The following is a 26849-nucleotide window of genomic DNA, read 5'->3' as shown; positions in this document are numbered from 1 at the left end:
CCTGTGACCGACCCCCTGCTGCCCGAACTGCTCCGGCTCGCCCAGGTGGCGGCCCGCCGCGCGGGAGAGCTGCTCCGGGACGGCCGGCCCGCCGATCTCGCGGTAGCCGCCACCAAGTCCAGCCCCATCGACGTCGTCACGGAGATGGACATCGCGGCGGAGAAGCTGATCACCGACGTGATCGCCGAGCAGCGCCCGGACGACGGTTTCCTCGGCGAGGAGGGTGCCTCCAGCGAGGGCAGCAGCGGCATCCGGTGGGTCATCGACCCGCTCGACGGCACGGTCAACTACCTGTACGGGCTGCCCACCTGGGCCGTCTCCATCGCGGCCGAGCAGGGCGGCGAGCGCATCGTCGGCGTGGTCGCGGCGCCGATGCGGGGCGAGACGTACCACGCGGTGCTCGGCGGGGGAGCCTGGGCGACCGGCGCCTGGGACGGCGAACGCCGGCTCGCCGTCCGCCCGGCCCCGCCTTTGGACCAGGCACTGGTGTCGACGGGCTTCAACTACGTCGCCGAGGTCAAGGCCCACCAGGCCGAGGTGGCCCGACGGCTGATCCCGCTCCTGCGCGACATCCGGCGCGGCGGCTCCGCGGCGGTCGACCTGTGCGACGTGGCGTCCGGCCGCCTGGACGGCTACTACGAACGGGGCCTCAACGCCTGGGACGTCGCCGCGGGCGACCTGATCGCCCGAGAGGCGGGCGCGCTGACCGGTGGACGCCCCGGAGAGCGCCCGTCACGCGATCTGACGGTCGCGGGCACTCCCGGGGTCTTCGAACCCCTCCAGCGACTCCTGGAGGACTTCGGCGCCTGGCACGACTGAGGAAATGGGAGGAGCCCCGGCACTGGATCGATGCCGGGGCCCCTCTTTTTGTCTTCTCCTGCGGACTGATCAGACGCTGGCCGCGCCGACTTCCACACCGTGTTCGGCGGCAAGACGGCGCAGGTCGTCGAGCTCGGCCTGTTCCACCTCGGCGAGGAAGTCGTCGCCCTCGTCGCGAGCCCGCGTCAGGTCGGTCTCGGTCGCCCTTATGCGCTGCAGAAGTCCTGCGGTGAATGCGTCCATGCTGCGCCCCCTCGTCCTGGGTCGTGGGTCGATGGCACGGGGGTGTGCCGATTCGGAAGGGGCGATCACGTCTCCAACTGGGTGCCCAGCGCTGCCCTGCCGGGCGGCGACGGTGCCGGACACCCACGCCCGCTCTGCGGAAAGCGGTTCGGTGTACCACTAGGTGTCATGGCACACGCAGAGCGTGATCGCGGGGTGTAAAGCCGTCCTCCCCCCGCTCCCCGCGGAGGAAACCTCAGCCCGCCAAGATTTCTTCCCGCCCCGGTCGCCGGAGCGGCTCCGGTCGGCCGGGAAGATGCCATGCGGCGATCGTCCAAGGGCCCCTTACAACCGGTTTACGGGCCAAAGCGGCAGGATGGAGGACTGACCGCAGGAAAAGTTTCCGCCAACGTGCCGTCCCGGCCCGCGGGCGACCCCGAGGAAGGACAAACGACGTGCGCGTACTCGTCGTCGAGGACGAGCAACTGCTCGCCGATGCGGTGGCCACCGGACTGCGCCGGGAGGCCATGGCCGTCGACGTCGTGTACGACGGCGCGGCGGCGCTGGAACGCATCGGCGTCAACGACTACGACGTGGTCGTCCTCGACCGGGACCTCCCGCTGGTGCACGGTGACGACGTCTGCCGCAAGATCGTCGAACTCGGCATGCCCACACGCGTGCTGATGCTCACGGCCTCCGGAGATGTCAGCGACCGGGTCGAGGGGCTGGAGATCGGCGCCGACGACTACCTCCCCAAGCCCTTCGCCTTCAGTGAGCTGACGGCACGCGTGCGTGCCCTCGGCCGGCGTACGAGCCTGCCGCTGCCGCCCGTCCTGGAGCGCGCCGGGATCAAGCTCGACCCGAACCGCCGCGAGGTCTTCCGCGACGGCAAGGAGGTCCAGCTCGCGCCCAAGGAGTTCGCCGTCCTGGAGGTGCTGCTGCGCAGCGAGGGCGCGGTCGTCTCGGCCGAGCAGCTCCTGGAGAAGGCCTGGGACGAGAACACCGACCCGTTCACCAACGTCGTACGCGTGACCGTGATGACTCTGCGCCGCAAGCTGGGCGAGCCTCCCGTGATCGTCACCGTGCCGGGTTCCGGCTACCGGATCTGATAAATCGATGGCCACGACACCCGCCCCCCCGAAGGCGCCTCCGAAGCCCACCTGGGACCCGAGGAAACCGCAGCAGTTGCCCTGGCTGCGCCCGACCATCCGCATACGGCTCACATTGCTCTACGGTGGCATGTTCCTGATCGCCGGCATTCTGTTGCTGTCGATCATTTACCTGCTGGCCGCCCAGGCCATCCGCGGGGGCAACAACCAGTCCTTCCAGATTTCCGGAAGCGGCATCAGCTTCACCAGCGAGACGTGCCCGGTGCTGAACGCGGCGACCAACGACGACCAGCTCAACGCCGCGCTCAAGGCATGCAACGACGCCCTGCGGCAGCACGCCCTGGACGATCTGCTCAGCCGCTCGCTGCTCACGCTCCTCGGCCTCGCCGTGATCGCCTTCGCCTTCGGCTACGCCATGGCCGGCCGGGTCCTGACGCCGCTCGGCCGGATCACCCGCACCGCCCGCGCGGTGGCCGGCTCGGACCTGTCCCGCCGCATCGAACTGGACGGCCCCGACGACGAGCTGAAGGAGCTGGCGGACACCCTCGACGACATGCTGGAGCGTCTGCAGCGGGCCTTCACCGCCCAGCAGAGGTTCGTCGGCAACGCCTCGCACGAGCTGAGAACGCCGCTGGCGATCAATCGCACGCTCCTGGAGGTGCATCTGTCGGATCCGGCGGCGCCACCGGAGCTCCAGCAGCTCGGCAAGACGCTGCTGGCCACCAACGAGCGCAGTGAGCAGCTCGTCGAAGGGCTGCTGCTGCTCGCCCGCAGCGACAACCAGATCGTCGAGCGCAAGCCGGTGGACCTCGCCGAGGTCGCCACGCAGGCCGTCGACCAGACGCACGCGGAGGCCGAGGCCAAGGGGGTCGAGTTCCGTGGGAAGCGCGATCCCGCGGTCGTCCAGGGCAACGGGGTACTGCTGGAACGGATCGCGCTGAACCTCGTACAGAACGCCGTGCGGTACAACGTGCCGGAGGACGGCTGGGTCGAGGTGACCACCGAGGTCCAGCACGGGCAGGCGGTGCTGGTGGTCTCGAACACGGGTCCCGTGGTCCCGGCGTACGAGATCGACAACCTCTTCGAACCCTTCAGGCGGCTGCGTACGGAGCGTACGGGCAGCGACAAGGGTGTGGGCCTCGGACTGTCCATCGCGCGCTCTGTGGCGCGCGCTCACGGCGGTCACATCTCGGCCCAGCCGCGTGAGGGGGGTGGGCTCGTGATGCGAGTCGCCCTGCCGATCTGAGATCATGTCGCCGACACGCGAGGATGTTCGCTTTGCGCGGAATTTTCGGGGTACCCTCCCCGCGGCCTCGTGTGTGATCGATCACAAGGGCGAATTTCCCGCCATCCACTCACCGTGATCATGCAACTCGCCGTAAGGCCCGGTAAATCCGGGTTTTCGGGGGTCTTGATCACGGGAAGTACACGGTGGGGCGCCTTTGAAGTGCGGCATTCGGACCGTGTACGGTCCCGATCGCCATCCATGCCGATCTCTCCCAAGGGGGTCGGTTGGGTGTCGATTGAGTAACAGACCTTGATGTGAGGCAAAATCTCCGCCTCAGGTCGGGCACAAGTCCGGCCTCTCACGCGTTACCTGCGCTGAGACACCGCAGACACCCAGAGGGGGAGAGCGCGACATGGCAACGGATTACGACACCCCACGCAAGACCGACGACGACGTTGACTCGGACAGCCTTGAAGAACTGAAGGCCAGGAGGAACGACAAGTCGACCTCCTCCGTGGACGTCGACGAATTCGAGGCCGCCGAAGGCCTCGAACTGCCCGGAGCGGACCTCTCGAACGAGGAGTTGGCCGTCCGGGTGCTGCCCAAGCAGCAGGACGAGTTCACTTGCATGACCTGCTTCCTGGTGCACCACCGCAGCCAGCTGGCCCGCGAGAAGAACGGTCAGCCGATCTGCCGCGACTGCGACTGAGGCAGGGTCGGCCGTGACTGGCTCGACCCCTCCTTGGAAGCGCCGCTTCCCCTCACGGGGAGCGGACCAGGGGCCGCAGGACGGCCCTCATGGTGTGCGTGACGACGAGCGGGGCTCATCCGATACAGGATCGGCCTCGCTCGAACCGGCCGCCGGGCCGGCCGACCACGGGGATGACCTCCCGGTGCCGGCCGAGCCTTCCGCACCCGTCGCCGGGCGACGGACGGCCGCGATCCAGAAGGCCAGAGAAGGCGTCCGCAAGGGCCGCAGCCGCGCGAGAGCGGGTCTGGCGTACCTCACCGACCGGATCATCGAGAACGCCCCGCGTATCCCCGTACGCGACCTCGCCACCCTTCGCCGGCAGTTCCCGGGCCTCGGGCCCGAGCAGCTCGCGGACAAACTCGTCGCCGGCGCCGCGAGCGCCACGGCGACCGTCGGCGCGGGCATCGGGGCGGCGGCGATGCTGCCGGTGCCACCGGCCATGCCGACCGAACTGGCCGCCGAGATCACCGGTGTGGCCGCGATCGAGCTGAAAATGATCGCCGAACTGCACGAGGTCTACGGCGCACGACCGCCGGGCAGCCTCAAGCAGCGCAGTACCGCCTACCTCAACTCGTGGTCGGGTGAGCGCGGGATCGACGTGACGAAACCGTCGACGATCAACTCGGCCCTCGGCGGCCAGATGAAGCGCGAACTGCGTCAGCAGATCATGAAGCGGACGGTCCGCGACCTGCCCAACCTGATGCCGTTCATGGTGGGCGCCGCCGTCGGCGCGGTCATGAACCGGCGCGACACCAGAAGACTCGCGGACCGCATCCGCAAGGACCTGCGCAGATTCCAGGTCCCCTGGGAGCAGCTCCCGGAACTGCCCCCGCTGGAGCCACCCACCGACGCGCTGGACCTCGGCGGCGCGCCGAAGGAACTCGGGACGTAGGGCGCCTGAGGGCGCGGACGACTCCGGGTACAGGCGCGGCGGGCAAGTCTTTGCCCGCCGCCGAGGAAGAATTTGCCGAGGCGCGCCGAGCCGCGGTTCCGGCCGGTTTCAGCCCGCGTCGCGCGCGGCTGCCGCCCGCGCCGATTCCAGGGCGGCGACCAGCTGTTCGGGCTCCCGCGTCGACAGATACAGGTACGGGGTCGGGTCCTTGGGATCCGTGACCTGGACGCGCAGCGCCGTGGGGATGTAGGAGCGCAGGAGCATGAAGGCGCGGGTGTCGGCCTTGTACGTGCGCCAGGCGCGGGCCTCCTCCGCGTCCAGGATCTCCGCCTCGCCCAGGGCCGCCACCGGGATCTTCGCCTCTCCCGCGATCAAGGAGTCCCCCACGACCCGGATCCGGATCGAACCGTACGAACTCGCCGCCACGGCGGCCACGGCGGTGCCGCCCACCAGGCCGCCCAGCAGGGGCAGCGTGCCGAACGGGAGCAGGATCAGGGCGAAGGAGACGCCGACCAGGAACGAGATCAGCCACCAGGAGCGCGGGGCCGTGAGGCGTTCTTCGTAGGGGGAGGCGGAAAGCTGCATGGAGCCAAGCTTGGCATGGTGTCGGTCGCGGGCCGACTCGCGGGTAAGGTCTGCGGCTGTGAGTGGTCCTTCAGCAGCTCTGCAGCCCCCCGCCGACGCCGTGGCGCCCGTGCGGCACCCGGACGCGCCCGCGCCCGGCGAGCTGCTCGGTGCCCACTACGAACAGTGTTTCGGATGTGGGGGCGGGCAGGCCCACGGACTGCACCTCGCGGCCCGGGCCGGAGACGGTGTCACGGTCACCGCCGAGTTCACCGTGCGGGCCGCCCACCAGGGCGCCCCCGGCCTCGCCCACGGCGGTGTGCTCGCCAGCGCGCTGGACGAGACCCTCGGCTCGCTGAACTGGCTGCTGCGCACCATCGCCGTGACCGGAAGGCTGGAGACCGAGTTCGTCCGGCCCGTCCCCGTCGACACCCTGCTGTACCTGGAGGCCGAGGTCACGGCCGTGTCCCGGCGGAAGATCTACTCGACCGCCACCGGACGCATCGGCGGCCCCGACGGGCCCGTCGCGGTGCGTGCCCAGGCCCTCTTCATCGAGGTCAAGGTCGACCACTTCATCGACAACGGCCGCCCGGAGGAGATCCGGGCCGCCATGAGCGACCCGGACCAGATCCGGCGCGCCCGCGCATTCGAGGTGAACCCGTGAGCCCCGCGCCTGTGGGCCGTGAGCCCCTGGACGTTCTCATCCGCCGCGTCGATCCGGACGTACCGCTTCCGGCGTACGCGCAGCCGGGCGACGCCGGAGCCGATCTGCGGACCACACGGGGATGCGAACTGGCGCCCGGCGAACGGGCTGTTCTCCCGACCGGGGTTTCCGTCGCGCTCCCGGAGGGGTACGCGGCCTTCGTGCACCCCCGTTCGGGGCTGGCGGCCCGGTGCGGTGTCGCTCTGGTGAATGCCCCGGGGACGGTTGATGCCGGGTACCGTGGGGAGATCAAGGTGATCGTGGTGAATCTCGACCCGCACGAACCCGTGCGATTCGAACGCTTCGACAGGATTGCCCAACTGGTCGTCCAGCAGGTCGAGAAGGTCCGCTTCCGGGAGGTCGCGGAACTTCCCGGCTCGGCGCGGGCCGAGGGGGGCTTCGGGTCCACCGGCGGTCACGCCTCGGTGGGCGGTGCGAGCGGTCACAGCGGTCAGGCCGCGGTTGGCGGCACAACGGGTGGGAATCGATACGCTTCGGTCGTATCCGACCGGGAAGGACAGTGACGTGTTCGGACGTCGCAAGAAGAAGGGTGCCGCCGAGGACGCGGCCGGCGAGGCCGAGCAGGTCGTCGACAGTGTCGGCACTGAGGCGGACGAAGCAGCGGGTTCGCGTTCGCGCGTCCGGCTGGAGCCGGAGCCGCGTCCCGACGGACCCTGGGACGACACCGAGGTGCGCGAGCCCGGCGAGGGCCGGGTCGACCTGGGCGGACTGTTCGTGCCCGGGGTCGACGGCATGGAGCTGCGGGTAGAGGTCGCGGGCGACGCGATCGTCGCGGCGACCGTCGTGCTGCGCGACAGCGCCGTGCAGCTCCAGGCCTTCGCCGCGCCCAAGCGCGAGGGCATCTGGGGCGAGGTGCGCGAGGAGATCGCCAGCGGCATCACCCAGCAGGGTGGCATCGTCGACGAGGTCGAGGGGCCGCTGGGCTGGGAGCTGCGTGCGCAGGTGCCGGTGCAACTGCCGGACGGCACGGGCGGTTTCCAGGTCGTACGGTTCGTCGGTGTGGACGGTCCTCGGTGGTTCCTGCGGGGGGTCATCTCCGGTCAGGGTGCCGTGCAGCCGCAGGCCGCCGGTCTGCTGGAGCAGATCTTCAGGGACACGGTCGTCGTCCGTGGCGAGGGGCCCATGGCACCTCGCGACCCGATCGTCCTGAAGCTGCCGAACGACGCCCAGATGGTGCCCGAGGGCGTCCAGCAGGAGGAGCAGGCCGGTTCCCGCTTCGGTGGGGGCATGGGCCAGCTGCAGCGCGGACCGGAGATCACCGAGGTCCGCTAACCGCAGCACCGTTTTCCGGGCACGGGCCGTACTCCTCACCGAGGAGTACGGCCCGTGCCCGGTTCTCCGGCGCGTCAGGGTTGCGTCAAAGAGCCGCTCCGCCCCGCTTCTCGTCCCATTTGTCGACATTGCTGGACGTAGGGTCGACGCTGCGTGGTCGGCGGGCGCGGGAAGACAATGAGGCCATGGGACGCGGCAAGCTTCGGATCTACCTCGGTGCGGCACCGGGCGTCGGTAAGACGTACGCGATGCTCTCCGAGGCGCACCGCCGTGTCGAGCGGGGGACGGACTGTGTGGTCGCCTTCGTGGAGCACCACGGCCGGACGCGTACGGAGGTGATGCTCCACGGGCTGGAGCAGATTCCGCGCAAGGAGCTGCCCTACCGCGGAGCCGTGTTCACCGAGATGGACGTGGACGCCGTACTCGCCCGTCGGCCGCGGATCGCCCTGGTGGACGAACTGCCCCACACCAACATCCCCGGCTCGCGCAACACCAAGCGCTGGCAGGACGTCGAGGAGTTGCTGGCCGCCGGTATCGACGTGATATCGACTGTCAACATCCAACATCTTGAGTCGCTGGGTGATGTCGTCGAGTCGATCACCGGTGTACGGCAACAGGAGACCGTTCCCGACGAAGTGGTCCGGCGCGCGGACCAGATCGAGCTGGTCGACATGTCCCCGCAGTCGCTGCGGCGGCGGATGGCCCACGGCAACATCTATAAGTCCGACAAGGTCGACGCGGCTCTCGCCAACTACTTCAGGCCCGGGAACCTGACCGCTCTGCGGGAGCTGGCCCTGCTGTGGGTGGCGGACCGGGTCGACGAGTACCTGACCGAGTACCGCAGTGAGCACCAGGTCTCCAGGATCTGGGGCTCGCGCGAGCGGATCGTCGTCGGACTGACCGGCGGACCCGAGGGCCGCACGCTGATCCGGCGGGCCGCACGGCTCGCGGAGAAGGGCGCCGGTGGCGAGGTCATGGCCGTCTACGTCGCCCGCAGTGACGGTCTGACCAACGCCTCCCCGAAGGAGCTAGCGGTCCAGCGCACGCTGGTCGAGGACCTGGGAGGAACGTTTCACCACGTGGTCGGTGACGATGTCCCGGTGGCTCTGCTGGACTTCGCGCGGGGCGTGAACGCCACGCAGATCGTGCTGGGCGTCTCGCGGCGCAAGACCTGGCAGTACGTGTTCGGACCCGGGGTCGGCGCGACCGTGGCCCGGGACTCGGGGCCCGACCTCGACGTGCACCTGATCACCCACGACGAGGCCGGCAAGGGGCGCGGGCTGCCCGTGGCCCGGGGAGCACGGCTCGGTCGGGCGCGGATCGTCTGGGGCTGGCTGGTCGGCGTGGCGGGTCCGGTGTGCCTCGCGCTGCTGCTGAACGCCGTCGACCTCGGCCTCGCCAACGACATGCTGCTGTTCTTGGCGCTCACGGTTGCGGCGGCCCTGCTCGGCGGCCTCTACCCGGCGCTGGCCTCGGCGGCGGTCGGCTCGCTGCTGCTGAACTACTACTACACGCCGCCGTACCACCGGCTGACCATCGCCAACCCGAAGAACATCGTCGCGCTCGTGATCTTCTTCGGGGTCGCCGTGTCGGTGGCGTCCGTGGTGGATCTCGCCGCCCGGCGCACCCATCAGGCGGCCCGGCTGCGGGCCGAGTCGGAGATCCTCTCCTTCCTCGCGGGCAGCGTCCTGCGCGGCGAGACCAGCCTGGAGGCGCTCCTCGACCGGGTCCGGGAGACCTTCGGGATGGACTCCGTGGCCCTGCTGGAGCGCGTCTCCGACGTCGATCCGTGGACCTGTGCGGGCAGCGTCGGCACCCGGCAGGTGGTGGCGCGGCCGGAGGACGCCGACGTGGACATGCCGGTCGGCGACCACATGGCGCTCGCGCTGTCCGGCCGGGTCCTGCCCGCCGCCGACCGGCGGGTGCTGGCCGCTTTCGCCGCCCAGGCGGCCGTGGTGCTGGATCGCCGGCGCCTTCAGTCCCAGGCCGACCAGGCTCGTACCCTCGCCGAGGGCAACCGGATCCGCACGGCGCTGCTCGCCGCCGTCAGCCATGACCTGCGTACACCGCTGGCCGGGATCAAGGCGGCGGTCTCGTCGCTGCGGTCGGACGACGTGGCGTGGTCCGAGGAGGACCGGGCCGAGCTGCTGGCCGGCATCGAGGACGGCGCCGACCGGCTCGACCATCTCGTGGGCAACCTGCTGGACATGTCCCGGCTCCAGACCGGCACCGTCAACCCGCTGATCAGGGAGATCGACCTCGACGAGGTGGTGCCGATGGCGCTGGGAGGCGTGCCCGAGGACAGTGTCGAGCTGGACATTCCCGAGACCCTGCCGATGGTCGCCGTCGACCCCGGTCTGCTGGAGCGGTCGGTGGCCAACCTGGTCGAGAACGCCGTCAAGTACAGCCCGGACGGGGAGACGGTGCTGGTGGCCGCCAGCGCGATCGCCGAGCGCGTGGAGGTCCGGGTGGTGGACCGGGGGCCGGGTGTGCCGGACGAGGCGAAGGACCGCATCTTCGAGCCCTTCCAGCGATACGGTGACGCCCCGCGCGGGGCCGGGGTGGGGCTGGGGCTCGCGGTGGCCCGGGGGTTCGCCGAGGCGATGGGCGGCACCCTCCAGGCCGAGGACACGCCTGGGGGCGGGCTCAGCATGGTGCTCACGGTGCGGGCGGCGAGGATGGGAACAGGGGCCGGCGACGGGGCTGAGCTGCTGGGGAGTGAGGGAGCGGGGGCCGTGGAAATGGGAACCGAAGTGCCAGCGGGGTCGGCAGTGCCGGCGGAGTCGGAGAGGCAGGTGTCATGACCCGGGTGCTGGTGGTCGAGGACGAGCCGCAGATCGTGCGTGCCCTCGTGATCAACCTCAAGGCACGCAAGTACGAGGTCGACGCGGCCTCCGACGGTGCCACCGCCCTCGAACTCGCCGCCGCCCGCCATCCCGACGTGGTCGTGCTCGATCTGGGACTGCCCGACATGGACGGCGTCGAGGTGATCAAGGGGCTCCGGGGGTGGACCCGGGTGCCCATCCTGGTGCTGTCGGCCCGTCACTCGTCCGACGAGAAGGTCGAGGCACTCGACGCGGGCGCCGACGACTACGTCACCAAACCCTTCGGCATGGACGAACTGCTGGCCCGGCTCAGGGCCGCCGTCCGCCGGGCCGAGCCCACGGGCAGCGGCGAGGACGACGTCCTGGTGGAGACCGACGAGTTCACCGTCGACCTGGCCGCGAAAAAGGTCCACCGCGCAGGACGCGACGTACGGCTGACTCCCACGGAGTGGCATCTGCTGGAGGTGCTCGTGCGCAACACGGGCCGGCTGGTCAGCCAGAAGCAGCTGCTCCAGGAGGTGTGGGGGCCGTCGTACGGGACGGAGACCAACTATCTGCGCGTGTACATGGCGCAGTTGCGGCGCAAGCTGGAGGCGGATCCCTCGCATCCGAAGCACTTCATCACCGAACCCGGGATGGGGTACCGGTTCGAGCGGTAGGGCCGTTCCCGGGGATGCGCACGTTCCCGGGGTACGTCGGTGTCGGTGGGCGCCGGTACGCTTCAGGTATGAGTGTTGTTCCTCGTTCCGAGAAGCCGGTGGGCCGGTTTAGGCGCATGCTCGACCGGCTCTCCTCGTCGCAGGAGGATCTGGAGTCCGAGGAACTGCGCGAGGACACCGCGACCGCGGGCTGTACGCGCATCGGTGACTGCCACGACCGACAGGTGGTGACGGTTACTGGTACGTTGCGCACGGTCACGCTGCGGCCGAGAGCCGGGGTTCCGGCCCTGGAGGCCGAGCTCTTCGACGGCTCGGCCGCGCTGGACGTGGTGTGGCTCGGCAGACGCTCCATCGTCGGGATAGAGCCGGGACGCAAGCTGATCGCGTCGGGGCGGATCTCGATGAGCCGGGGCCGCCGTGTGCTGTTCAATCCGAAATACGAACTGAGACCCCTCGGACGGGAGTAGCCGGTGACGTCGCTCGACAAGCCGACCGAAGACGCCCAGCACGATTCCAGGGCGGTGACCGAGGCCGCGCTCTTCGAGGCGTTCGGCGGTCTGCGGGGCATGATCGAGACGGTCCTGCCGGGGCTGCTCTTCGTCACGATCTACACGATCAACAAGGACCTGCACTCGTCGGCCATCGCGGCCCTCGGTGTCTCGGTGCTGCTGGTCGTGGTGCGCCTCGTCATGAAGGACACCGTCAAGCACGCCTTCAGTGGTGTGTTCGGTGTCGCCTTTGGTGTCGTCTTCGCGATGATGACGGGCAATGCCAAGGACTTCTATCTGCCCGGCATGCTCTACACGCTGGGGCTGGCGCTGGCGTACATCATCACGACGCTGGCCGGTGTTCCGCTGCTCGGTCTGATCCTCGGCCCGGTCTTCAAGGAGAACCTCTCCTGGCGTACCCGCAATCCGGGGCGCAAGAAGGCGTACGCGAAGGCCAGTTGGGCGTGGGGGCTGATTCTGCTCGCCAAGTGCGCGATTCTCTTCCCGCTGTACTGGTGGGCGGACACCGCGTCGCTCGGGTGGGTGCTGGTGGCGTTGAAGATCCCGCCGTTCCTGCTGGCCGTGTGGCTCACGTGGGTGTTCCTGGCGAAGGCGCCGGCGCCGATCGATGTGTTCGCGGAGATGGAGGCGGAGGAGCGGGCGGAGGAGCAGCGGAAGGCTGCGGCTGCTTCTTCCGAGTAGGGGGCGTGGGGGTGGGCGTCGGGGTGTCTCGGCCCCCGCCGCCCCTACCCGTCCCATCCCGTTCCTGGGGGCTGCGCCCCCAGACCCCCCTGTCGCGCTGAACGCGCTCGTCCTCAAGCTCCCCCAGAGGGGGGACCCCCAGACGGGCTGGAGGGGCCTGGCCTGGTCAGTGGGCTTCCTCCTTGCGTACCGACAGGAGGTCCTCCAGCTGTTCCTCCCTCGCCTGGGCGGCTACGAACAGAAGTTCGTCGCCTGCCTCCAGGGAGTCCTCCCGGGTCGGGGTCAGGACCCGGGTGCCGCGGATGATCGCCACCAGGGACGTGTCCTCCGGCCAGTCCACGTCGCCGACCTGGATGCCGGCCAGCGCCGACTCCGGGGGGAGGGTCAGTTCGACGAGGTTCGCGTCGCCGTGGCTGAAGCGGAGCAGGCGTACCAGGTCGCCGACGCTCACCGCCTCCTCGACCAGGGCCGACATCAGACGGGGTGTGGAGACCGCCACGTCCACACCCCAGGACTCGTTGAACAGCCACTCGTTCTTGGGGTTGTTGACTCGGGCGACGACGCGGGGAACGCCGTACTCCGTCTTCGCGAGGAGGGACACGACCAGGTTGACCTTGTCGTCTCCCGTCGCGGCGATGACGACGTTGCAGCGCTGCAACGCCGCCTCGTCCAGCGATGTGATCTCGCAGGCGTCGGCCAGCAGCCACTCCGCCTGGGGGACTCGCTCGACCGAGATGGCCGTGGGGGCCTTGTCGATCAGCAGGATCTCGTGGCCGTTCTCCAGCAGCTCGCCCGCGATCGAGCGGCCGACGGCACCGGCACCGGCAATGGCGACCCTCATCAGTGACCGGCCTCCTCTTCAGGGCCCTCGGCGAAGGACGCCTCGACCTTTTCGACGTCGTCCGTACGCATCATCACGTGCACCAGGTCGCCCTCCTGCAGCACGGTCTGCGAGCTGGGCAGTACCGCCTCGCCCAGCCGGGTGAGGAACGCGACGCGCACGCCGGTCTCGTCCTGCATCCTGCTGATCTTGTGGCCCACCCAGGCCGACGACGCGTGCACCTCGGCGAGCTGGACGCCCCCGGTGGGATCCCGCCACAGCGGCTCCGCACCGGACGGCAGCAGCCGGCGCAGCATCTGGTCGGCCGTCCAGCGGACCGTGGCGACGGTCGGGATGCCCAGGCGCTGGTACACCTCGGCGCGGCGGGGGTCGTAGATACGGGCCGCGACGTTCTCGATGCCGAACATCTCGCGGGCCACCCGGGCGGCGATGATGTTCGAGTTGTCACCGCTGGAGACGGCGGCGAAGGCGCCGGCCTCCTCGATGCCCGCCTCGCGCAGGGTGTCCTGGTCGAAGCCGACTCCGGTGACTCGACGGCCGCCGAACCCGGAGCCCAGTCGTCGGAAGGCGGTGGGGTCATGGTCGATCACGGCGACCGTGTGCCCCTGTTGCTCCAGGGTCTGCGCGAGAGCGGAACCCACTCTGCCGCAGCCCATGATGACGATGTGCACGACCGTCCTTCCGATCCGATGTCGAAGCCCGCCGTAGTTGACCTGGCTTGAACAGGGTCTCAGACCCCTGTCCAAGCTACACACGCACGGTCGCCGGAGGGCACCCCCGGGTGTGCTCCGTCTGTACCCGTGGACCGTCTACCTGCGGCTGATGCTGCGCACGCTGGCCGCGGTCAGAAGAGCGAGGACGACGAGCGTCGCGGTGGCGCCGATCAGCTCGGCGGCGAGATGCGGCATGGGGTCTCCCGGGCAAGAGGGGAAGTGGGAAGGCCGGCAAGGCGGCTGCCGGAGACGTAGATGGCCTAAGAGGGGCACAAAGGGTGTCGCGGTTTCGTCATATAGCCATGAGGACGCCGCCCAGGGGGCATTCGCCTGTCTCGGATGCCGGGATTTCACTCGACGGCCCGTCGGGATTTCACCCGGATGTGCCCAGAACAAGGCGGGGAGCTTACGATCCTGTCCGTGTCCAAACTGACCGACGTGCCCAAACGGATCCTGATCGGGCGCGCACTGCGCAGTGACCGGCTTGGCGAAACGCTCCTGCCGAAGCGCATCGCCCTCCCCGTCTTCGCCTCCGACCCGCTCTCCTCCGTGGCCTACGCTCCCGGGGAAGTGCTGCTGGTCCTGTCGATCGCGGGCGTGTCGGCGTACCACTTCAGCCCGTGGATCGCGCTCGCTGTCGTTGTGCTGATGTTCACTGTGGTCGCCTCGTACCGGCAGAACGTGCACGCGTACCCGAGCGGCGGCGGCGACTACGAGGTGGCGACCACCAACCTCGGCCCCAAGGCCGGCCTCACGGTCGCCAGCGCGCTGCTCGTCGACTACGTGCTGACCGTCGCCGTGTCGATCGCGTCGGGCATCGAGAACCTCGGCTCCGCCGTCCCCTTCGTCGTCGAGCACAAGGTGTTCTGCGCCGTCGCCGTCATCGTGCTGCTCACGCTGATGAACCTGCGGGGCGTCAAGGAGTCCGGGAAGCTGTTCGCGATTCCGACGTACGTGTTCGTCGCCGGAGTCTTCATCATGATCGCGTGGGGCGCGTTCCGGGGTCTGGTGCTGGGCGACACCATGCGCGCGCCGACGGCCGGCTACACGATCAAGGCCGAACACCAGGGACTCGCCGGGTTCGCACTCGTGTTCCTGCTGCTGCGCGCCTTCTCCTCCGGCTGTGCCGCGCTCACCGGCGTCGAGGCCATCTCCAACGGTGTGCCGGCCTTCCGCAAGCCGAAGTCCAAGAACGCGGCGACCACGCTCGCGGCGATGGGTCTCCTCGCCGTCACCATGTTCTGCGGGATCATCGTCCTGGCCATGACCACCAAGGTGCGAATGGCCGAGCACCCCGCGCAGGACCTGCTGGACAAGGGAGTCGCGGTCGGCTCCGGCTACGTCCAGAACCCGGTGATCTCACAGGTCGCCGAGGCCGTGTTCGGCGACGGCAGCTTCTTCTTCATCCTGCTGGCCACCGCCACCGCGCTGGTGCTCTTCCTGGCCGCCAACACCGCGTACAACGGCTTCCCGCTGCTCGGCTCGATCCTCGCGCAGGACCGCTACCTCCCGCGCCAGCTGCACACACGCGGTGACCGGCTCGCCTTCTCCAACGGCATCGTGCTGCTCGCCGGTGCGGCCATCCTGCTGGTGTGGATCTACGGGGCGGACTCGACCCGCCTCATCCAGCTGTACATCGTCGGTGTGTTCGTGTCCTTCACGCTCAGCCAGACCGGCATGGTCCGGCACTGGAACCGCCACCTGGCCACCGAGAAGGACCAGGCGAAGCGCCGGCAGATGGTCCGCTCCCGCGCCATCAACACCTTCGGCGCCTTCTTCACCGGGCTGGTGCTGGTCGTCGTACTGGGGACGAAGTTCACGCACGGCGCCTGGGTGGCGCTGCTCGGCATGGTGATCTTCTACGCGGTGATGACGGCGATCCGTAAGCACTACGACCGCGTCTCCGAGGAGATCGCCGCCCCGGAGGGCCCGAGCGACGACAGCGTACGGCCGTCGCGGGTGCACTCGGTCGTCCTGATCTCGAAGATCCACCGGCCCACGCTGCGCGCCCTCGCGTACGCGAAACTGATGCGCTCCGACACACTGGAGGCGCTCAGCGTCAACGTCGATCCGGCGGAGACGAAGGCGCTGCAGGAGGAGTGGGAGCGGCGGGGGATCACCGTCCCGCTGAAGGTGCTCGACTCGCCGTACCGGGAGATCACCCGCCCGGTGATCGAGTACGTGAAGGGGCTGCGCCGGGAGTCGCCGCGCGACGCCGTGTCCGTGATCATCCCGGAGTACGTGGTCGGTCACTGGTACGAGCAGCTGCTGCACAACCAGAGCGCGCTGCGGCTCAAGGGGCGCCTGCTGTTCACCCCGGGTGTCATGGTGACGTCGGTGCCCTACCAGCTCCAGTCGTCCGAGGTGGCCAAGAAGCGGGCCCGCAAGCGCCAGGAATGGAACGCGCCCGGATCCGTCCGGCGCGGGCCCGCCCAGGAGCGGTCGCAGGAGTCGAGCACGAAGGACTGACGATCGTCGGTGACCACGGCTGGTATGAGCTTGTGGTGAGTGGTCGGGCGGCACCCACGTAGACTGGTGGGCTGTTGTCCGGCCGTTCCCTTTTCTCTCCCCTGGAGTCACCCCGCCATGCAGGCAGAACCGAAGAAATCGCTGGCGGGGCAGGAGTACGAGGTCGAGGTCGGTCCCGTCGCCCATGGCGGCCACTGCGTCGCGCGTACGGATGACGGGCAGGTGCTCTTCGTACGGCACACCTTGCCCGGTGAGCGGGTCGTGGCCCGGGTGACGGACGGCGAGGAAGGCGCGCGGTTCCTGCGCGCGGACGCGGTGGAGGTGCTGACGGCGTCCAAGGACCGGGTCGAGGCCCCCTGTCCGTACGCCGGACCCGGCCGCTGCGGCGGCTGCGACTGGCAGCATGCCAAGCCGGGCGCGCAGCGCCGCCTCAAGGGCGAGGTCATCACGGAGCAGCTGCAGCGGCTTGCCGGGCTGACCCCGGAGGAGGCCGGCTGGGACGGCACGGTGATGCCGGCTGAGGGCGACAAGCTGCCGCCGGGTGAGGTGCCTCAGTGGCGTACGAGGGTCCAGTACGCGGTGGACGCGGACGGCAACGCCGGGCTGCGGCGTCACCGTTCGCACGAGGTCGAGCCGATCGAGCACTGCATGATCGCGGCCCCCGGTGTCAGCGAGCTGGGCATCGAGAAGCACGACTGGTCCGGGATGGAGTCCGTCGACGTGATCGCCGCGACCGGATCCCAGGACCGCATGGTCATCCTGGAGCCCAGGCCGGGCGCCCGCCTGCCCCTCGTCGAGCTCGACAAGCCCGTATCAGTGATGCGCGTCGAGGAGCACGACGGCGGCATCCACCGCGTCCACGGCCGGGCGTTCGTCCGCGAGCGTGCCGACGGCCGTACGCACCGGGTCGGCAGTGGCGGCTTCTGGCAGGTCCACCCGGCGGCGGCGGACATGCTGACGAAGGCGGTCATGCAGGGCCTGCTCCCGCGCAAGGGCGACATGGCCCTCGACCTCTACTGCGGCGTCGGCCTGTTCGCTGGCGCCCTCGCCGACCGGATCGGTGAGAAGGGCGCGGTCCTCGGCATCGAGTCGGGCAAGCGCGCGGTCGAGGACGCCCGGCACAACCTGGCCTCCTTCGACCGCGTCCGCATCGAACAGGGCAAGGTCGAGGCGGTCCTGCCGCGCACCGGTATCTCCGAGGTCGACCTGATCGTCCTGGACCCCCCGCGCGCGGGCGCCGGACGCAAGACGGTCGAGCAGCTGGTGAAGCTCGGGGCACGCAAGATCGCCTACGTGGCCTGCGACCCGGCGGCGCTGGCCCGGGACCTGGGGTACTTCCGGGACGGGGGGTACCGGGTGCGGACGCTTCGGGCTTTCGATCTGTTTCCGATGACGCATCATGTGGAGTGTGTCGCGATCCTTGAACCGGTCGCGAAGGGCGCCTGACCTGCGGTTTTTCGTGTGCGCATTATGTGCGGTGTGGGCGTTACGGGCGATATCTTGACGCTGAAATGACGCTCGTGACGCTCATTTGACGCTCGTTCTGATGGGATGTCAGGTGACTTGTTGGGCAGGTCAGGCCCTGTAGGGCGGCGTATATCGATGAGGCGCCGAGGGTGGGCGACGCTCTGCGCGGATCTGCTGGTTGCTGACGGTCACTCGTCCCGGAAGAGACCAGCGAACCCCGTGACCTGCCGCGATGGGTGGACCCGGGCTGCTGACCTGTGTGAATAGCCTTTCAGCTGTTTCACGCTCATGCTTGTTGATGCAGCCGGAAGTCCCAGAAAAGCCCCAGGAGACTCCCGCCGCCCGCTGTCACTCTTTCGGCTCTATGCAGAGCGTGCGGGTGCGGTGTGGGCTGGCGTTCGTGCATCGGTGGTCGGCCCTGAACGAACGACAACGCGCGCTTCTCCAACGGCTCGCGGCCAGAGACGAGCCCGGAGCCTGGACGCCTGGTGAATGGCGCTCGGCTTATGCCCTGCGTGATCGCGGACTTCTGACGGACGCTCCTATAGTTGTCAACTCGCTGCGGAGGGCGTCCGTGGGGCGGGTCGGAGCAGGTGGTAGACCTCGCGGATGACATAGCGCTTGAGGCAGCGAATAATCTCGCGTTTCGTCTTGCCTTCGGCGGTGCGGCGCGCGACGTAGTCGATCGTGGGCTGGTGGAAGCGCATCCGGACGATGACGGTTCGGTAGATCGCGGCGTTGAGCTGTCGGTGGCCGCCGTGGTTGATGCGATGCCTGCCGCTGGTCATGCCGGAGCCGGTGGGCACCGGGGCGATGCCTGCGAGCTTGGCGAGAGCGGCCTCGGACTTGATCCGTTCGGGGTTGTCGCCGGTCACGACGAGGATCTCCGCGGCGGTGTCCACGCCGATGCCGAAGGGCTCGACCAGCTGCGGGGCGACCCGCTGGACCAGGCCACCGATCATCTTCGTCAGCTCCTTGGCCTCGGCGTCCAGGTACTGCCACCGCTTGGCGAGCGTCCGGAGCGTGTGGCGAAGGGCGTCCTCGGGTTCCTCCAGGCGGCGCGGACGCAGGGCTGCCAGCTGCCGTGCCAGGGTGATCTGGGTCTTGCCGGCGGTCTCCCGGCGCAGGGTATCGGGGGCGTGGACGAGCATCGCCTTCATCGTGACCATCGCGCCTGTGCGCTGTTCAACGGCCTGGTCATGGGCGATCTTGAGCTGGCGGATCATCTCGGCCTCGCCATCGGCGGTCTTCGGCGTGGCCGTCGCGAACCCGGCCAGCACGGCGCGGGCGGCGTTCTCGGCGTCCAGGGTGTCGGACTTGCCGTTCATGCGCCGCAGCCGACGGTCCGGGCGGCCGGCCTCGACGACCTTGTGGCCGGCCCTGCGCAGGAACGAGGTCAGCGTGGCACCGTAGGAGCCGGTGCCCTCGATCCCGAAGGCCAGGACGGTGCCGAACGAGGCGGACCAGTCCGCCAGTTGCTGGAAGCCGCCGTTGTCGGTGGGAATCGTCAACGTCGCCAGGATCCCGCCGATCGTGTCCATCACCGCTGCGACGTGCACGTGCTTGTGCGTGTCGACGCCGATCACGACGTGCCCGGACCTGGGTTGCTCGCTGGTCTGCACGGAGTTCCTTCCGGTCGGTAGCGTGGGGTTCACGCTGTCGCCGGTCGGACGGACAGGACTGTCACGGGGACGCTTTGGCGAGTCGGCTCCAGGCTCTTATCAGGTCACGTCCGTCCGGCGGCAGCGCTTGCTGCGTGCCCGGCCGGGCGGTCGACAGATCAACGCCAGGACACTCACGGGGTCAGTCATAAGCAAGAGTCAGACCGCCTCAGCCGGGGCTACCCGATCGTTGCGGGATCCGGTGCGAAAAGACTGACAGTCGTAGGCGTCGCCGACCGATCCGATCGACGCGGCGATGCCTGCCCGGTCGAGGTGCTCGGCGAGCGCGAACGATGTGTACTGCGAGCCGGCATCGGAGTGATGTATCAACTCGCCTTTCTGGTAGGGATGTTGGTCTCGGTCGCGCTGCCACAAGGCCATCTCGAGGGCGTCCAGGACGAGCCGTGCCTCCTTCGATGTGGCCGCTGACCAGCCGACGATGCGGCGGGAGAAGGTGTCCACGGCGAAGGCGACGTAGACGACGCCGGCGAACGTGGTGACGTGGGTGAAGTCGGCGACCCAGCAGCGGTTCGGGGCGGGGGCGACGAAGTCGCGGTCCACGAGGTCCGGGGCCCGTTCCGCGCTCGCGTCGCGGATGGTGGTGATCACCTTTTTGCCGCGGACCGCCCCGCTGATGCCGAGTTCACGCATGAGGCGTTCGACGGTGCAGCGGGCCACCGCGACATCCTGGCGGTTCAGGTGCCGCCAGATCTTCCGGGCGCCGTAGACACGGTAGTTGGCCTGGTACGCCTGGGTGATCAAGGTCTTCAGTTCGGCGTCGCGGACGGTGCGGGCCGCGGGCGCGGCCCGGCGTTTGTGGTGGGCGTAATAGGTGGAAGGGGCGATCTTGCAGTCGTGGTCGGTGAGAACCCGGCAGATCGGCTCGACGCCGCCGAAGCGGCCCTTGTGCTCGTCGATGAACGCTACGAGCGTGTGTGTGGCCGGTCGAGCTCGGCCGCGAAGAAAGACGCCGCAGCCTTCAGGATGTCGTTCGCCCGCTTCAGCTCGGCGTTCTCCTTCTTCAGCCGCTTCAGCTCGGCCGATTCCTCCGTCGTGCTGCCCGGACGGGTCCCGGCGTCGATCTGGTCCTGCCGCACCCACTTGCGCAGCGTCTCGGTCGTGCCGATGCCCAGCTTCTGGGCGACCGCTTTCATCGCGGCCCACTCGGTGTCGTACTCAGGCCGCACCTCGGCGACCATCCGCACCGCACGACGGCGCAGCTCAAGCGGGTACTGGGAAGGACGTGCCATAACTCGATCCTCTCAAACGATCGAGTCCCTACCGAACCCGGAACGGTTCAGACTGCTCCCTCGTCGACGCGTTCGCCGCTGACTGGGGCGTACGTGACCGCCACGGCCCGGTAAGACGGTCTGGGCGGAGTGCACGACGGCTCCCGGTTTCATCCGGCCCGTCGGGGCCAGTAGGTATGGCGTTCGGTTGATCGGACGGTGGGCCCCGAAGCCCCGCCCAGGGCATTAGGGACTTGGGCATGGCGGTATTACGGTTGCTCTCCGAGCGGTGCCCTGACCGCTTTCGAGGGGGAAACGGTCGTCGCACAGGGCATCGAGGGTGAGGGGAGCCGCCGTGCAGGCGCTGTATGCCGTCAGTTTCGATATCCGGTCCGCCCAGGAGCAGCCGGGCCACGTTTACGAGAGCCTTTGTGGCCATCTCGCCGACTGGCTTGGCCACCACGGACGTGTACCGGCACCGTCGGTGACCGAACTCGACCGGGATGGCCGGGCGGTGCTTGCCGGCAAGATTTCCGGTCATGGTGACCGCACAGTGGGTTGGACCGTGGCGGGCGACGAACTCACCTGCGCCCTGCGCATGACCATCCACCAGCCGCTGTCCACGGGACCAGCCCAGTTCGTCACCCGGGTCACGGTCTCTCAGTCGGAGGAAGGCGGTGGCGGGCTCAGAATCGTCATGGGCAGGGAGATCCCCGACGGCTGGATAGCGCCGGTGCAGGATCCGCCGCTGAAGCGCCCCAACCTGCTGCGGGCGGTGCTCGGCGACCGGGAACTCGAAGTGCGGGTGCTGAGCCAGCTCGCCACGGGGCGGTACGAGAGAATCCGGGAGGAGAGTCACGCTGACGTACTCCTCGACGTCCTGGCGCTGCGCACGCGCCTCCCCATTCTCCTGGTGCACCCCAGGGACCAGGCGGGATGGAGCGCGGCGGCCGACGCGTCGGGACAACTCGCGGGCCTGGCCCAGGTCGTGACCCTGAACTACGTGACCGCACAGGCCGTCCGCCGGGCCCACGAGCAGGTGGCCGTACCCAGCGGTGGCGCCCGGTTGGTCTGGCCCGACCTCGGCCTGGAACATCCCGCCTACTCGCGTGAGGAGGTGTCTCAGACGTCCTTCGTAGAACGGCGGCTGATGCCGTCGCTCGCCCATCTCTCTGTCATCGCCCGCGGCAGTGACACGGCGTGGGAGCGTGCGCGACAGGCGTCGTACCGCGCGGGAGCCCGCAGGTCGGCCGAGCAGTTGTCGCGCGCACAGGCCGCCGGAGATACGACCGCCGAGCTCGAAGCAATGCAGAAACGTGTCCGGCAGCTCGAAGAGGACGCCACATCCTGGGAGGACATGGCGCAGAGCTGCATGGAGGAACGCGACAAGGCGCGAGACGATGCCGCCACCGCTGAGGCCCTGCGTCAGGACCGGGACTACTGGAAGAACGAGTACCTGGACCTGTCCAAGGTCGGGAGCGGGCAGGTGGCCGCATTCGACGCCTGGAGCGAGATCCCTCCTTTGGGAACGGACGCTGTGCCCACTTTCGAAGCTCTCGCCAAAGCGTCGGAGGAGCACATCGTATTCACGGCGAGAGCGGCGCGCGCCTGGAAGGACTCCCGCTATCCGTACCCCCAGGAGATGACCGACCGGCTGACCGCCCTCGCGCAGGCTGCGACGGACCTGTACTCCAATTCTGGCAGGATGCCCAGGCTGGCCCAGTGGTTTTACGACAACCACGGACTGAAATTCGCGCCCAACGACGAGAAACTCAGCAAGGACAAGGACAAGCGCTACTTCTCGTTCAACGGGAAGCGCTGGGACGGACTGCCGCACATCAAGGTCCGGGACGCCGTCTCGCCCAACGAGGTCGGACGCATCTACTTCGCCCTCGACTCCGACGAGAAGCGGTTCATCGTGAACCATGTGGGGCTGCACCTGTAGCCGACCCCGGCGGGCGCCTTGCATCCGTGGGCACCCATGGTGACCACTCTGGCACCGTGCGGTGCGGCGAATCTCGGGACGACGGGCATACATGTCGGTGCAAGCGCGCAGCCTCAGCGCGAGCCCTCATCTGGATGTGATCAGTCGATGTTCGGATCATCGACCTCTTCGAGGAGGCGGGCCGCGAGGTCGTCGGCCCACTCCACGGCCCAAGTGCGGAGAGCGGTGACGGTGGCATCATCGAGACCGTAGGCCGCGAAGGCTTCGTCGTCGGTCCACTCGGCGCCGGTGAGGTTCGCCTGCAGGTCCTCGCGCTCGAAGCGGCCTCGGGCATGGCGGCGCCCGAACTCCTCGAGCTCGGCATTGGTCCAGCGGAGGGAAGCTGCGAACACGTCGATGAGGTCACGTGGCGCTCCACGGTCGGCGAGCGCACGGACCTTGGTCCCGATGACATCCTCCTCCGCGAGGACGGGCCCGTACGGACTCTGGGCGACCGGCCGCCAGAAGATCTCCTTGAGGATGTCGACCTCGCACTCCTGCCCGGTGACCGGGTCGGACACGGTGAAGCGGGCGGACAGCGGGGCGGTCTCCAGTGCCTGTACCTGCCAGCCCCGTGCTTCCAGGCCGCTACGGAGCGTCGCCGCGATGTCTGCCATCGGTGCCGGGTTCTCGGTGGCGACGTCGAGGTCCTGGCTGGGGCGGTTCACGAGGCGGTGCGCCCGCACGGCGTATCCGCCGGTGAGGACCAGTGGATACGGGGCGCCGAGGGCGATCACATCCGCCAGGAGCCGTGCGTGCAGCTCCGGCATGTCCGTCACGCGGCTGCCCGAGTGCGGGAGGCGAGCTGAGGGAAGGCGTCTTCCCATACGGTGCGCACGGTGCGACCGACAAGGGTCCGCAACACCGGCCACATCTGGAGGAGCAGGTTCTGGTCGAGGAAGCGGGGCAGGTCGTCGTGCAGGCCCTCGTGCAGGACGGTGCGGTACAGGCCCATGCGCTGGCGAGGATTGCCCATGTCGTACGAGGTCATGCCCGACCAGGCCACGTGCAGTGGCAGTTCCACGACCCCGTGTGTCGGGCCGTGCAACTCGTCGAGCGATTCCGGCAGACGCCGCCGGAACTTCTCCCGGTACAACGCGAGATCCTCGGCTTCCGCACCCGAGAGGTTTCTCGACGTGGGTGCGGGGTGCTGTCGGGTGGAGGGCATGCCTTCATTATGGCGGCCGGGAAAGTCGTGCGGTTCATGATGTGCGAGCCGGCGTCCGAGTGAGCGGCGCGGACCCGTGCGGGGTGAGCTGCTTGCGGCACAGAGTTCCGCCCGGAGCCGTACGGATGGACATGTCGGTCGTGACGCTCGTTTGACGCTCCGGGCGTCTCCACGCGGGGCCGTGAGCCGAGAAACAGGTTCTGACCTGGTCTTTTCTGGTACCCGCTCAGGCCGACATCTTTCCGATGACGCACCATGTGGAGTGCGTGGCGATCCTTGAGCCGGTGGCTAAGGGCGCCTGACCTTCGGTTTTTTGGGGAGTGGCCGCCTGTTCGACCTGTTCCGGTGGTCGCGACAGGTGGACGTGGAGGACGCTGTCCGAGCTGCGGTCGCCGGTTCTTCGATGGCGATCTGTGCGGCCGGAGCCGCCCGGGTCCGTGGCGATTACTGACGCACGGATGACGCACGTTCTGATGTGGTGTCAGGTGTGATGCGAGTGTTGGTTGTGCCCCGTACGGGGCCGTAGCCGGGCATTCGGTCATGGTCGGCGCACTCGCTTATGGCGTTGACGAGTGCGAGTTCTCGGAGATGAGGGCGAAAAGCCAACGGCTAACGCTATTCGGTTTTCATGGAAAGCCCCAGGCGCGGTACGGTCCGACCGTGACCACCGCACGCCGGCCGAGAGGGCCGTACCGCAAGGGGCTTGAGCGCCGGGCGCAGATCATGCGCGCCGCGCTGGAGGTGTTCGCCGAGCATGGGGACCGGGGGTCGTCGCTGCGGGAGATCGCCGACCGGGTCGGTATGTCGCAGGCCGGGGTGCTGCACTACTTCGACTCCCGGGAGGAGTTGCTGACGGCGGTCCTCGCCGAGCGCGACACCGCGGACGCGGCGGAGCACACGAGCACGGCAGTCAGCCCGGGTGACGCGATGGCCCTGACCGCGGAGCACAACACCCGTACGCCTGGCCTGGTCAGCCTGTTCGTGAACCTGTCGGCCGACGCGACCGATCCGGAGCATCCCGCGCACGGTTTCTTCGCCGAGCGCTACACCCGCCTGCGCGAGACCGTCGAGGACGGGCTGCGCGAGGGCCAGGCCGACGGGACGGTGCGCACCGACATCCCGGCAGACCAGCTGGCGCAGCTTCTCATCTCCGTCTCCGACGGCCTGCAGCAGCAGTGGCTGCTGGACCAGGGCATCGACATGGTGGCCGCGATCGACGCCTTCAACCGCCTCTGCCGGCCGCCGGGTGCGTGATGTCGGGCGTGCGACATCAGGCACCCGTTCGGGCTCAGGCCGCGTCCGCTTCGGGCTTGAGGCTCGGGATCAGCAGGCCCGCCAGCGTGCCGAGGAAGACGACACCTGCGGCGAAGTAGAAGGCGTTCTTGTAGCCCTGGTCCAGGTAGAACTGGGTTCCCTGGAGCACCTTGCCGTCCTGGGCCAGGATCACGTACGTGAGCGTGGTGACCAGCGTGGTGACGACGCCGATCGACATCCACTGAATGCCGCTGGCGATGGCCTGCTCCTCCGCTGAGACCGCCCGCATGATCAGGATCGGGATCACCGCGACGATCATGCCGAAGCCGATCGCGAAGAGGTTGCCCCACCAGATGAGCTCGGTGTTGGTGTAGTGGTAGGCCGCCTGAGCCAGGTAGCCGACGGTGGAGATCAGGCCGCCGAGGATCAGCGGGAGGCGCGCGTCGACCTTCCGCAGCAGCGTGCCCGTGCCGAAGCCGAACGCGAGGATCAGGAAGCTCGCCGGCAGGCCGATCACCGCCGCGTGAGTGGCGGACATGCCGAGGCCGTCCGAGATGGTCGGGATCTTCGGGTAGAGCACCAGCAGCGAGGCGATGACGCCGGTGCCGAAGAGCGCGCCGCCGGTGAGAGCGGAGGCCAGTATGACGGTCCACACCTTGCGACGGCCCAGCATGGCCAGGTGGACAAGGGGCTGGGCGATGTACTTCTGGGAGACCACGAACAGGGCGACGGCCACCAGGCCGCCGATGACGCAGCCGAGCGTGCCGGCGGAGGTCCAGCCCCAGTCCGTCCCCTGGCCGATGCCGTAGGTGAGCGCGGTCAGTCCGCCGCCGAGCAGCAGGCCGCCGATCCAGTCCATCCGGGCGGAGGGGTCGCGGTAGTGGGTCTTCGGCACGGCGAACAGGATCAGCAGCAGGCCGATGGCGGTGGCCGCGACGATGGACCACAGGACCCCGCGGAAGCCGTAGTCGTCCAGGACCCAGCCGGTCAGGAACGGGCCGCCGATGGCGACGAAGGCGACACCACTGCCGACAACGCTGCTGGCCGTGGCGGCCTGCTTCGGCGGGAGGACCTCGCGGATGGTGGCGTAGGTGAGGGCGCCGATCGGCCCGTAGAAGCCGGCGATGCTGCGGCCGATCAGCATCATGGAGTAGTTGCCCGCGGAGGCGGCGATGATGTCGCCGACCAGGCCGGTCAGGGTGATGGCGATCATCACCTGGCGCTTGCCGTAGAGGTCGGCGGCCTTGATCACGAACGGTGTCAGCAAGGTGGAGACCAGCGCCGTCGACAGGATGAACCAGGCGATATGAGTGGTCTGGAAGTGGATGGCCACGGACGCCTGCGCGTTGCCCGTCAGCATGCCGACGAGGGTGAGCAGTTGGGTGGGCCACAGCAGTGCGAGCGCGATGAGCGCGAAGCGCGCGCCGCGGACGGGGCTTGTAGCTTCGGCCTCGGTCGCGGGCGCGGCGGGGGTGAGTGAGGATGTCACGGCGGTGTGCCCTCTCGATGGATGGGCTCCGGTCGACGGAGCAACAGTAGGGCGTTGAACCCATTCAGTCGGCCGACGCCCCACCCCGGAATCCCGGAGGGGGGCGGGATCTGGGACGGTCATGGCGCGTTGCGCTGGGTTAACGGAGCAGAAACCTAGCTCTGTTTGGGATTCGGCGCTAGGGTTGCCGCCAAGGAATCTCACCCGGCGTGCCGAGAGTCACCACCGGGAATTGAATCGTTCCATTCCTCAGTCGTCATCGTGATCGCCGCAACAGGCGTACGACGCCCGCGCACAGCCCCGACAGCAAGGAACAGAC

General features: G+C 68.9%; 26 protein-coding genes. 16 read left to right on the top strand and 10 right to left on the bottom strand.

Annotation, left to right across the window (positions count from 1 at the left end):
• Positions 1-3 precede the first annotated feature (3 nt).
• Positions 4-819, top strand: a complete 816-nt coding sequence (locus tag QA861_RS10970; RefSeq protein ID WP_334588162.1) for an inositol monophosphatase family protein — start codon at positions 4-6, stop codon at positions 817-819.
• A 69-nt stretch (positions 820-888) separates the two neighbouring features.
• Here the strand turns inward: QA861_RS10970 and QA861_RS10965 are convergent, their stop codons facing one another.
• On the bottom strand, positions 889-1062 hold the full coding sequence (locus tag QA861_RS10965; protein ID WP_330287334.1) for a hypothetical protein: 174 nt from the start codon (positions 1060-1062) through the stop codon (positions 889-891).
• A gap of 434 nt (positions 1063-1496) precedes the next feature.
• Here QA861_RS10965 and QA861_RS10960 point away from each other — a divergent pair, with 434 nt between their 5' ends.
• The 4 genes from QA861_RS10960 to QA861_RS10945 all read left to right on the top strand — a co-directional run bounded on the left by QA861_RS10960 (position 1497) and on the right by QA861_RS10945 (position 5021).
• Positions 1497-2150: a response regulator transcription factor gene (locus tag QA861_RS10960; protein WP_006380516.1), complete on the top strand. Its 654-nt coding sequence runs from the start codon at positions 1497-1499 to the stop codon at positions 2148-2150.
• A gap of 7 nt (positions 2151-2157) precedes the next feature.
• Positions 2158-3396 (top strand): sensor histidine kinase, encoded by a 1239-nt coding sequence (locus QA861_RS10955; protein ID WP_334588161.1) that lies wholly within the window; start codon positions 2158-2160, stop codon positions 3394-3396.
• A gap of 394 nt (positions 3397-3790) precedes the next feature.
• Entirely contained in the window at positions 3791-4087 is a 297-nt protein-coding gene (locus tag QA861_RS10950; protein WP_006380512.1) for a DUF4193 domain-containing protein, read from the top strand.
• A 13-nt stretch (positions 4088-4100) separates the two neighbouring features.
• Entirely contained in the window at positions 4101-5021 is a 921-nt protein-coding gene (locus QA861_RS10945; RefSeq protein WP_334588160.1) for a hypothetical protein, read from the top strand.
• A gap of 108 nt (positions 5022-5129) precedes the next feature.
• Here the strand turns inward: QA861_RS10945 and QA861_RS10940 are convergent, their stop codons facing one another.
• Positions 5130-5606 carry a DUF3093 domain-containing protein gene (locus QA861_RS10940; protein WP_334588159.1) on the bottom strand — a complete coding sequence of 159 codons (477 nt, stop codon included), beginning with the start codon at positions 5604-5606 and terminating at the stop codon, positions 5130-5132.
• Between the two features lie 58 nt (positions 5607-5664).
• On the opposite strand from QA861_RS10940, the gene QA861_RS10935 reads away from it, so the two are divergent.
• The 7 genes from QA861_RS10935 (at position 5665) to QA861_RS10905 (ending at position 12255) form a co-directional block, all read left to right on the top strand.
• Positions 5665-6249, top strand: a complete 585-nt coding sequence (locus tag QA861_RS10935; protein ID WP_334588158.1) for a PaaI family thioesterase — start codon at positions 5665-5667, stop codon at positions 6247-6249.
• A gap of 11 nt (positions 6250-6260) precedes the next feature.
• Positions 6261-6812, top strand: coding sequence for a dUTP diphosphatase (dut, locus tag QA861_RS10930; RefSeq protein WP_334590509.1), 552 nt, complete (start codon positions 6261-6263; stop codon positions 6810-6812).
• Position 6813: 1 nt separating this feature from the next.
• Complete coding sequence (locus tag QA861_RS10925) at positions 6814-7581, top strand: DUF3710 domain-containing protein (protein ID WP_334588157.1); 768 nt, start codon at positions 6814-6816, stop codon at positions 7579-7581.
• A gap of 185 nt (positions 7582-7766) precedes the next feature.
• On the top strand, positions 7767-10385 hold the full coding sequence (locus tag QA861_RS10920; RefSeq protein ID WP_334588156.1) for a sensor histidine kinase: 2619 nt from the start codon (positions 7767-7769) through the stop codon (positions 10383-10385).
• Positions 10382-11065 (top strand): response regulator, encoded by a 684-nt coding sequence (locus QA861_RS10915; RefSeq protein ID WP_334588155.1) that lies wholly within the window; start codon positions 10382-10384, stop codon positions 11063-11065. The genes QA861_RS10920 and QA861_RS10915 overlap by 4 nt, the downstream gene beginning before the upstream one ends.
• A gap of 68 nt (positions 11066-11133) precedes the next feature.
• The gene (locus QA861_RS10910; protein WP_334588154.1) at positions 11134-11532 is read left to right on the top strand and encodes an OB-fold nucleic acid binding domain-containing protein; all 399 of its coding nucleotides are present in this window, start codon (positions 11134-11136) and stop codon (positions 11530-11532) included.
• Positions 11533-11535: 3 nt separating this feature from the next.
• Complete coding sequence (locus tag QA861_RS10905; protein WP_334588153.1) at positions 11536-12255, top strand: DUF3159 domain-containing protein; 720 nt, start codon at positions 11536-11538, stop codon at positions 12253-12255.
• A 166-nt stretch (positions 12256-12421) separates the two neighbouring features.
• On the opposite strand, the gene QA861_RS10900 is transcribed toward QA861_RS10905, so the two are convergent.
• Together QA861_RS10900 and QA861_RS10895 are read right to left on the bottom strand one after the other, a co-directional pair.
• Positions 12422-13096, bottom strand: coding sequence for a potassium channel family protein (locus QA861_RS10900; RefSeq protein ID WP_334588152.1), 675 nt, complete (start codon positions 13094-13096; stop codon positions 12422-12424).
• Positions 13096-13767, bottom strand: coding sequence for a potassium channel family protein (locus QA861_RS10895; RefSeq protein ID WP_334588151.1), 672 nt, complete (start codon positions 13765-13767; stop codon positions 13096-13098). Before QA861_RS10895 ends, QA861_RS10900 begins: the two co-directional genes overlap by 1 nt.
• 462 nt (positions 13768-14229) lie before the next feature.
• Here QA861_RS10895 and QA861_RS10890 point away from each other — a divergent pair, with 462 nt between their 5' ends.
• Together QA861_RS10890 and QA861_RS10885 are read left to right on the top strand one after the other, a co-directional pair.
• Positions 14230-16278, top strand: coding sequence for an APC family permease (locus QA861_RS10890; RefSeq protein ID WP_334588150.1), 2049 nt, complete (start codon positions 14230-14232; stop codon positions 16276-16278).
• Between the two features lie 117 nt (positions 16279-16395).
• Positions 16396-17724, top strand: a complete 1329-nt coding sequence (locus QA861_RS10885) for a class I SAM-dependent RNA methyltransferase (RefSeq protein ID WP_334588149.1) — start codon at positions 16396-16398, stop codon at positions 17722-17724.
• Between the two features lie 572 nt (positions 17725-18296).
• On the opposite strand, the gene QA861_RS10880 is transcribed toward QA861_RS10885, so the two are convergent.
• The 3 genes from QA861_RS10880 to QA861_RS10870 form a co-directional block, all read right to left on the bottom strand.
• Entirely contained in the window at positions 18297-19367 is a 1071-nt protein-coding gene (locus QA861_RS10880) for an IS110 family RNA-guided transposase (protein WP_334588148.1), read from the bottom strand.
• Positions 19368-19565: 198 nt separating this feature from the next.
• A complete protein-coding gene (locus QA861_RS10875; protein WP_334590508.1) occupies positions 19566-20324 on the bottom strand; it encodes an IS3 family transposase in 759 nt (252 codons plus the stop codon).
• Between the two features lie 5 nt (positions 20325-20329).
• Positions 20330-20656, bottom strand: coding sequence for a transposase (locus tag QA861_RS10870; protein ID WP_334588147.1), 327 nt, complete (start codon positions 20654-20656; stop codon positions 20330-20332).
• Between the two features lie 532 nt (positions 20657-21188).
• Here QA861_RS10870 and QA861_RS10865 point away from each other — a divergent pair.
• On the top strand, positions 21189-22580 hold the full coding sequence (locus tag QA861_RS10865; protein ID WP_334588146.1) for a tropomyosin: 1392 nt from the start codon (positions 21189-21191) through the stop codon (positions 22578-22580).
• Between the two features lie 140 nt (positions 22581-22720).
• Here the strand turns inward: QA861_RS10865 and QA861_RS10860 are convergent, their stop codons facing one another.
• Together QA861_RS10860 and QA861_RS10855 are read right to left on the bottom strand one after the other, a co-directional pair.
• Positions 22721-23389 (bottom strand): nucleotidyl transferase AbiEii/AbiGii toxin family protein, encoded by a 669-nt coding sequence (locus QA861_RS10860; protein ID WP_334590507.1) that lies wholly within the window; start codon positions 23387-23389, stop codon positions 22721-22723.
• 5 nt (positions 23390-23394) lie between these two features.
• Positions 23395-23787: a hypothetical protein gene (locus QA861_RS10855; protein WP_334588145.1), complete on the bottom strand. Its 393-nt coding sequence runs from the start codon at positions 23785-23787 to the stop codon at positions 23395-23397.
• Positions 23788-24447: 660 nt separating this feature from the next.
• Here QA861_RS10855 and QA861_RS10850 point away from each other — a divergent pair.
• Complete coding sequence (locus tag QA861_RS10850; protein WP_334588144.1) at positions 24448-25041, top strand: TetR/AcrR family transcriptional regulator; 594 nt, start codon at positions 24448-24450, stop codon at positions 25039-25041.
• 34 nt (positions 25042-25075) lie between these two features.
• Here QA861_RS10850 and QA861_RS10845 read toward each other — a convergent pair whose 3' ends face one another.
• A complete protein-coding gene (locus QA861_RS10845) occupies positions 25076-26530 on the bottom strand; it encodes an MFS transporter (RefSeq protein ID WP_334588143.1) in 1455 nt (484 codons plus the stop codon).
• Positions 26531-26849: the final 319 nt, after the last annotated feature.

Origin of the sequence: Streptomyces sp. B21-083 (genome assembly GCF_036898825.1) — a bacterium.
Classification (GTDB): domain Bacteria; phylum Actinomycetota; class Actinomycetes; order Streptomycetales; family Streptomycetaceae; genus Streptomyces.
The sequence above is the reverse complement of the archived record's forward strand: the minus strand, read 5'-3'. Positions and strand labels throughout refer to the sequence as shown.